This window comes from Caulobacter sp. CCH9-E1, from assembly GCF_001556515.1.
In the GTDB taxonomy this organism is placed as follows: domain Bacteria; phylum Pseudomonadota; class Alphaproteobacteria; order Caulobacterales; family Caulobacteraceae; genus Caulobacter.
Window position 1 is genome coordinate 1 of the sequence record NZ_LSJA01000300.1, and the last position, 7,031, is coordinate 7,031.

Sequence of the window (7,031 nt, forward strand, 5' to 3'; positions counted from 1 at the left end):
GGGCGGGATCGCGGAGGCGCCCGTGGGGCGGGCCCGATCAAAGACGCGGCGCGCAGCGTCGTAGCGATCGACCGCGCCCAGGCGGCGGCGGGCCTTGTCCAGATGCCAGTCGACGGTGTGCTTGGAGAGGCCGAGCTCCCGGGCGATCTCCTTGGAGCTCATGTGCCGATCGACCAGGCGCAAGCACTCACGCTCACGCTCGGTGAGACGGTCGAGCGCCTCGACCTGGTCCGTCACAGAGGGATCGCCCTTGTCCATGCCAAGAACTTTAAGGGTCCGACGCCTTTAGGCCAAGCGTCGCCACATTAAACCTTAGCCATAGGGCGGGCGAGTCGTTTTCGAGGCGCTCACCCGTCGCGGCGAGCGGTCTCGGATTCCGTGCCCGGCGAAGCGGCTCGAATAAGCTCCAGCACGTCAACGATGATCTCGCGCATGGCCGCCTGAGCCTTGTCCGCGTCGCGGGCGATGATCGCTTCGGCCACGTCCTCGTGCGAGGGGATCGAGGCGGTGCGGCCCTTGATGCGGTTGGTGAAGCGGATCGAGATGCGCAGGGCCGTGTTCACCAGCTCGTGCAGCTCGCGATAGAATGGGTTCTTGGTCGCGTCGAGGATGGCGATGTGGAAGGCGATGTCGGCCGACAGCGGGTCGTCCTCGCCGTCGGCGGCGGCCTTCATCCGGCGCAGGCCCTTGCGGATCTCTTCCAGCCCGGCCTCGTCGGCGTTGCGCGCGGCCAGCGCCGCGGCGGCCGGTTCGATGCCCAGCCGCATCTCGGTGAAGTCGGCCAGCAGGCGCAGGGAGAACTTGCGTTCCAGCAGCCAGCGCAGCACATCCGGGTCGAGCATGTTCCACTCGGCCTCGGGCTCCACGACGGTGCCGTGGCGCGGGCGGGCGCTGAGCAGGCCCTTGGCGGTCAGCATCTTGACCGCCTCGCGGGTGACGGTGCGGCTGGCGCCGAACTGCTTGGACAGCTCGCCCTCGGTCGGGAAGCCCACCGCGGCGTATTCGCCGGTGACGATCGCTTGCCCCAGCTGCTCCACCAGGCCGTAGGTCAGGCTCAGGCCAGGCTGGGTGCGCATTGACGAATCTTCTTTCCTCTGGCGGCGGCTGTGAAATGGCCGCTGCTCCCTATGGTGTTCGGGTCCGCCGAACCGCGGAATCTATTGGGGCGAATACAGCCGCGCCGCCCGTTTTCGGCAAGAGCGTTCACGCGGAGGGCAAGGCCAAAATGCGAGAGGACTGTCGTAGCCTATCTCCTTGCGTGTTTGGCCTCGCGTCGCCGCCTCCGCGTCAGGCGCCCCAGGCCGCGACCAGGGCGGCGGCGCGCTCGCCGACCTCCTGGGCCGTGTAGCCTGGGCGGTAGAGCTCGCCGCCGACGCCGATGCCGGCGATGCCCGCCGCCCGCCACGGCTCGAGATTGGCCGCGCCCACCCCGCCGACGGCGTAGACGAGAATGTCCTTGGGCAGCACGTCCTTGACCGCCTTGATGTGGCTGGGGCCGAACGAGCTGGCCGGATAGAGCTTCAGCGCCTTGGCGCCGGCCTTCACGGCCACGAAGGCCTCCGACGGCGTCGCGAAGCCCGGCATGGCGGTCAGGCCCAGTTCGACGGCGCGCGTGATCACGGCGGCGTCGGTGTTGGGCGTGACGATCAGCTTGCCGCCGACGCCGGCGACCTGGTCCACGACCTCGGGCGCCAGCACCGTGCCGGCGCCGCACAGGGCCTGGTCGCCGAACGCGTCGCACAGCTTGCCGATGCTCTCCAGGGGATCGGGCGAGTTCATCGGCACCTCGATGCCCCTGATCCCGGCGGCGACCAGGGCGGCGGCGACGTCGACGATCTCGGTCGGCTTGACGCCGCGCAGGATGGCCACGATGGGGGGCGGGGCGGCGTGGGTCATAAGCTTCACTTCTCTTGGGATCTGGAGATCGCGGAAAGGCCCGCCAGGACGGCCGCGTCGCCATCGACGACGGACGCGCCGACCTCGATCTTGGCGAGGGCCTGGACATAGAGGTCGCTGAGCGCGCCGGCGCCGATCACGGTCACGGCGGTCATCGGTCCGAACCAGTCGCGCGCGGCGGCCACGTCGGCGGCGATCAGCAGGCCCGACAGATAGCCCATGGCGTCCGCCGGGCTCATGCCGTCCAGCAGCTGGCGGGCGCGGGTCTCGAACATCAGGTGGGTCAGGCGCGCGGCGCCATGCTCGGCGATGCGGGAAAGGCCGAGGGCGAAGCCTTCGGCCGAACCGTCGGCCTGGCTTCCGCCGCCGGCCGCCAGGGTCGAGTGCTTCTTGAGCAGGGCGAAGGTCTCGCCGACCGGGGCGGTGACGAAGCCGGTGACCTTGCCGTCCTCGACCACGGTCCACTTGTTGTGGGTGCCGGGCAGGACCAGCAGGTGGCGGCCGGTCTGCAGGGCCGGGTTCAGCGACAAGGCGCCGAAGACCTGGGTCTCCTCGCCGCGCATCACATCGGGGCCGCCCAGCGGGTTCACACAGGACAGGCCCGTGACGAGCGTCACCGGCAGGCCGTCGGCCTCGAGCCGGATCGTGCGCCGCGCGATCGCCGCCGGATCGGCCGGGCAGGGGGCGTAGGGCGCTAGGGTCCAGCCGATGCTGGAGCCGACCATGCCGCACAGGAGCGCCCCGGTCGGCTTAGCTTCGCGCCAGTCGCCGACCAGGTCGAGGAAGGTCTTTTCGGGGGTGTCGGTCAGGGCCGAGACGCCCGGCCCGTCGCGGCGATGGATGACGCTCTTGCCCTGGCGCAGCCATAGCCGCAGGCGCGAGGTGCCCCAGTCGCCGACGATCACGACATCCTGGTCCATCAGGCCTTGGCCTTCGCCGTCGCGCGTCGCCGTCCCGTGTGCCCGTCGCTCATGATCGTCCCTAACGCGGCGCTGATATCGCCCACTCCGCGGGTGGAATTATAGTACAATATGGAGCCGCGCAATCGCGCTGCATACGACCACTTGGGGGCTGGCCAAGCGGCCCTCGCCCGGCGAGTGTCTCCCGAACGATTGATAGCGCTATCAAGGCGCTCGGCGAGGGAGGATGCGGATGAGCGCCTGGCGTGCGGCGGCGGTTTGCCTGGGGGCTCTGATGGCCTCGACCTCGGCCCTGGCCCTGGACTTCGAGCGGACCGCCGACGGGGTGATCGTCACGCCCGCGTCCGGGCCGGCCAAGAGGGTCCGGCTGCAGGTGATGAGCGACCGCATCATCCGCGTCACCGCCTCGCCGACCGACGAGATCAAGGCGCCGCCGAGCCTGATGGTGATCGCCGCGCCGAAGGCCTCGGGCTTCACGGTGTCGGAGGCTGGCGGCAAGGTTGTGTTGAAGGCCGGCAAGGCCACCGCCGAAGTGGCGCTCAAGGACGGCGCGGTGTCGTTCAAGGACGCGGCCGGCAAGACCGTCCTGGCCGAGCAGGGGCGCTCGGCGTTCAAGCCGCTGAGCATCGACGGCGAGGGCTTCTACGCGATCAGCCAGCGGTTCAATCCGGGTACGGATGAAGGCTTCTATGGCCTGGGCCAGCACCAGAACGGCCAGATGAACTACAACGGCCAGGACGTCGAGCTGGCCCAGTACAATCGCGCCATCGCCATCCCGTTCGTGCTGTCGACCCGCAACTACGGCGTCCTCTGGGACAATAACGGCATCACCCGTTTCGGCGACCCGACGCCCTACGCCCTGGCCTCGCGCGACCTGAAGCTGTTCGACGCCAGCGGCAAGGCTGGTGGGTTCACCGCCAAGTACTTCGTCAATGGTCAGCTGAAGCTGACTCGCGTCGAGGGGGACGTGAACTACCAGCACTTGAAGGACCTGCCGAACTGGCCGGTCGAGTTGACCGGCGCCGACAAGAAGCCTCTGAAGGGCGCCAGCGTGGTCTGGGAAGGTTCTGTCGAGCCGAAGACCAGCGGCGTCCAGAAGTTCAAGCTGTACTCGTCCAGCTACGCCAAGCTCTGGGTCGACGGCCAGCTGAAGATCGATCGCTGGCGGCAGAATTGGAACCCGTGGTTCCACAACTTCACCGTCCCGATGAAGGCCGGAACGCGCCACAAGGTGCGGATCGAATGGACGCCGGACGACGGCTACATCGCCCTGCTGCACAACGACCCGCTGCCCGCCGCCCAGCAGAAGTCGCTGACCCTGACCTCGGACGTCGCCCACGCGGTCGACTACTACTTCGTCTCGGGGGACAATCTCGACCAGGTTGTCAGCGGCTATCGTCAGCTGACCGGCAAGGCGGAGGCCCTGCCGCGCTGGGCCTATGGCTTCTGGCAGAGCCGCCAGCGCTACGAGACGCAAGGAGAGATCGTCGGGGTGCTCAAGGCGTACCGCGACCGCAAGCTGCCGATCGACAATGTCGTGATGGACTGGCGCTACTGGAAGGACGACCAGTGGGGCAGCCATAGGTTCGACGAGACCCGCTTCCCCGATCCCCAGAAGATGCTGGACGACATCCACGGGATGAACGGCCGCTTCATGATCTCGATCTGGCCCAAGTTCTATCCGTGGACCGAGCACTTCAAGGAGCTCGACGCCAAGGGCCACATGTACAAGCGCAACATCGAGCAGGGCGCGGTCGATTGGGTGGGGCCGGGCTATCTGAACTCGTTCTACGACCCCTATTCCAAGGAAGCGCGCGACATCTACTGGCGCCAGGTCAAGGACAGCCTGAAGCGCTACGGCGTCGACGCCTGGTGGATGGACAGCGACGAGCCGGACATGCACTCCAACCTCGACATCCCCGAGCGCACCCTGCGCATGGGCCCAACGGCGATGGGGCCGGGCGCGGAGTTCTTCAATTCCTATCCGCTGATCCACACCCAGGGCGTCTTCGAGGGTGAGCATGCGCTCGATCCGAACAAGCGCAGCTTCATCCTGTCGCGCTCAGGGTTCGGCGGCATCCAGCGTCACGGCGTGGCGTTGTGGAGCGGCGATGTCGTCGCCCGCTGGGACGATTTCCGTGATCAGATTTCGGCGGGGGTGAACCTCTCGATGTCCGGCGTGCCCAACTGGACCACCGACATCGGCGGCTTCTCGGTCGAGGATCGCTACACCAATCAGGACCCAAAGCACCTGGACGAGTGGCGCGAGCTGAACCTGCGGTGGTTCCAGTTCGGGGCCTTCTCGCCGCTGTTCCGCAGTCACGGCGAGTTCCCGTACCGCGAGATCTACAACCTCGCGCCGGAAGGCTCCGAGATCTACCAGAGCCTGGCCTGGTACGACGCGTTGCGCTACCGGCTGATGCCCTACACCCAGACCCTGGCGGGCGAGACCTATCACCGCGACGCCAGCATCATGCGCGGCCTGGTCATGGACTTCCCCGATGACCTGAAGGCGCGGAACGTTGATGACGAATACCTCTACGGCTCGGCCTTCCTGGTCGCGCCGGTGACGGCGTTCAAGGCCCGCTCGCGCGAGGTCTATCTGCCGGCTGGCGCGGCCTGGTACGACTTCGAGACCGGCCAGCGTCACGCGGGCGGCCAGACGATCAAGGCTCAGGCGCCGCTCGCGCGCATGCCGTTGTTCGTCAAGGCCGGCGCGATCGTGCCGACCACCGAGGTCCAGCAGTATGTCGGGGAGAAGCCCGACGCGCCGATCACCTTCGTCGTCTATACGGGCCAGGACGGCCGTTTCGAGCTCTATGAGGACGACGGCCTGTCGATGGCCTACCAGCGCGGGGCCTATAGCCGCATCCCGGTCAGCTATGACGAGGCCAGCGGCCGCCTGACCATCGGCGCTCGCTCGGGCCGTTACGACGGCATGGTCGAGCGGCGGACGTTCAAGGTGCGCTTCGTCGGCCCGGGCGTGAAATCCGGGGCGTTCGATACGGCCGACGCGACGATCGACTACGCCGGAGCGCTCGTGACGGCGATGCGCCCCAAATAGGTCGCCCCGGTTTCGAGGGAGCCTGCGCGCCTCTCCTTCGTTGGAAGAAGGGCAAGGAGGCTCTCTCAATGCGTCGTCACCGTCGTTTCCTGTCCGGCGCCTGGAAGGCGTTGGCGTTTTTCGTGACCGTCCGCGCGGCGGCGCGGCCCTGCCGCTCGCGTCGCGTTCCGCCCGAGGCTCTGGAAGCCCCGTCGGGGCGGCTGAGTGCGCAGTCCTGAATTGAAAGTGATGCATATTGACCGTCAGCCTGTGTCAAATTGAGACAAACTGGTTATCAATTTAGATATAGATGAGGTGAATTTCATATTCACCATTAACAATATAGCTCGATAACTTAATTCTTTATCTTGTTTCTTTAAACGAAGTCGAAAGTACGTTGTCGGATACTGTTCACGGGTAAAACGCCCGCCGGTCGTCAAAGGGACACCGGAACACCTCGAATAGGAGTTGTTTCGTTATGGCGCTGAACAGCATCAATACGAACTCCGGGGCCATGATCGCCCTGCAAAATCTGAACGCCACCAACGCCGAGCTTGGCACCGTCCAACAGCGCATCAACACCGGTAAGAAGGTGGGCAGCGCCAAGGACAACGGCGCCGTCTGGGCCATGTCCAAGACGCAGTCGGCCAACGCCCAATCGCTGAACTCGGTGAAGGACTCGCTGCAACGCGGTCAGTCCACGATCGACGTGGCCTTGGCCGCCGGCGACACCATCACCGACCTGCTCGGCAAGATGAAGGAAAAGGCCCTGGCCGCTTCCGACACCTCGCTGAACACCGCGTCTTTCAACGCGCTGAAGTCGGACTTTGACTCGCTCTACAAGCAGATCACCAAGGCCGCTACGAACTCCAAGTTCAACGGCGCCAGCCTGGCCACCGGCTCCGTCGCGTCCATGGTCTTCCTCGCCAACTCGGATGGTTCGGGCCTGACGGTCACCGCCCAAACCCTGACCGTTGGCGGTCTGGGTCTGAGCGCCACGCCGACCTTCGCCTCCGCCTCCGCGGCGAAGACGATGATCGCCACCATCGACAAGGCCATCGGCACCGCCACCAACAAGCTGGCCGCCCTCGGCACCGCCTCGATCGGTCTCGACACCCACCTGACCTTCATCGGCAAGCTGCAAGACAGCCTGGACGCCGGCGTGGGCAACC

7 protein-coding genes are annotated in these 7,031 nt (G+C 66.5%); 3 read left to right on the forward strand and 4 right to left on the reverse strand.

What is annotated here, in order from left to right; all coding sequences use genetic code 11:
• The 4 genes from AX690_RS16935 to AX690_RS16950 form a co-directional block, all read right to left on the reverse strand.
• Positions 1-258, reverse strand: a 258-nt coding sequence (locus tag AX690_RS16935; protein WP_197426895.1) for a helix-turn-helix transcriptional regulator, incomplete at its 3' end; no start/stop codon positions are given.
• An 89-nt stretch (positions 259-347) separates the two neighbouring features.
• Positions 348-1,076 carry a FadR/GntR family transcriptional regulator gene (locus tag AX690_RS16940; protein WP_066682064.1) on the reverse strand — a complete coding sequence of 243 codons (729 nt, stop codon included), beginning with the start codon at positions 1,074-1,076 and terminating at the stop codon, positions 348-350.
• 211 nt (positions 1,077-1,287) lie between these two features.
• Entirely contained in the window at positions 1,288-1,896 is a 609-nt protein-coding gene (locus AX690_RS16945) for a 2-dehydro-3-deoxy-6-phosphogalactonate aldolase (protein ID WP_066730496.1), read from the reverse strand.
• A 5-nt stretch (positions 1,897-1,901) separates the two neighbouring features.
• Complete coding sequence (locus AX690_RS16950; protein ID WP_066682069.1) at positions 1,902-2,816, reverse strand: 2-dehydro-3-deoxygalactonokinase; 915 nt, start codon at positions 2,814-2,816, stop codon at positions 1,902-1,904.
• Between the two features lie 226 nt (positions 2,817-3,042).
• Here AX690_RS16950 and AX690_RS16955 point away from each other — a divergent pair, with 226 nt between their 5' ends.
• The 3 genes from AX690_RS16955 to AX690_RS16960 form a co-directional block, all read left to right on the forward strand.
• Positions 3,043-5,880: a TIM-barrel domain-containing protein gene (locus AX690_RS16955; RefSeq protein WP_066682072.1), complete on the forward strand. Its 2,838-nt coding sequence runs from the start codon at positions 3,043-3,045 to the stop codon at positions 5,878-5,880.
• 68 nt (positions 5,881-5,948) lie between these two features.
• The gene (locus AX690_RS23005; protein ID WP_156449712.1) at positions 5,949-6,098 is read left to right on the forward strand and encodes a hypothetical protein; all 150 of its coding nucleotides are present in this window, start codon (positions 5,949-5,951) and stop codon (positions 6,096-6,098) included.
• A gap of 239 nt (positions 6,099-6,337) precedes the next feature.
• The coding region (locus AX690_RS16960; RefSeq protein ID WP_066730497.1) for a flagellin at positions 6,338-7,031 on the forward strand (694 nt) is incomplete at its 3' end.

Excerpts from the sequence above, each read along its gene's own strand:
- AX690_RS23005 (WP_156449712.1), top strand. The coding sequence starts at position 5,949 with ATGCGTCGTCACCGTCGTTTCCTGTCCGGCGCCTGGAAGGCGTTGGCG.
- AX690_RS16940 (WP_066682064.1), bottom strand. The coding sequence starts at position 1,076 with ATGCGCACCCAGCCTGGCCTGAGCCTGACCTACGGCCTGGTGGAGCAG.
- AX690_RS16955 (WP_066682072.1), top strand. The coding sequence starts at position 3,043 with ATGCGGATGAGCGCCTGGCGTGCGGCGGCGGTTTGCCTGGGGGCTCTG.
- AX690_RS16950 (WP_066682069.1), bottom strand. The coding sequence starts at position 2,816 with ATGGACCAGGATGTCGTGATCGTCGGCGACTGGGGCACCTCGCGCCTG.
- AX690_RS16945 (WP_066730496.1), bottom strand. The coding sequence starts at position 1,896 with ATGACCCACGCCGCCCCGCCCCCCATCGTGGCCATCCTGCGCGGCGTC.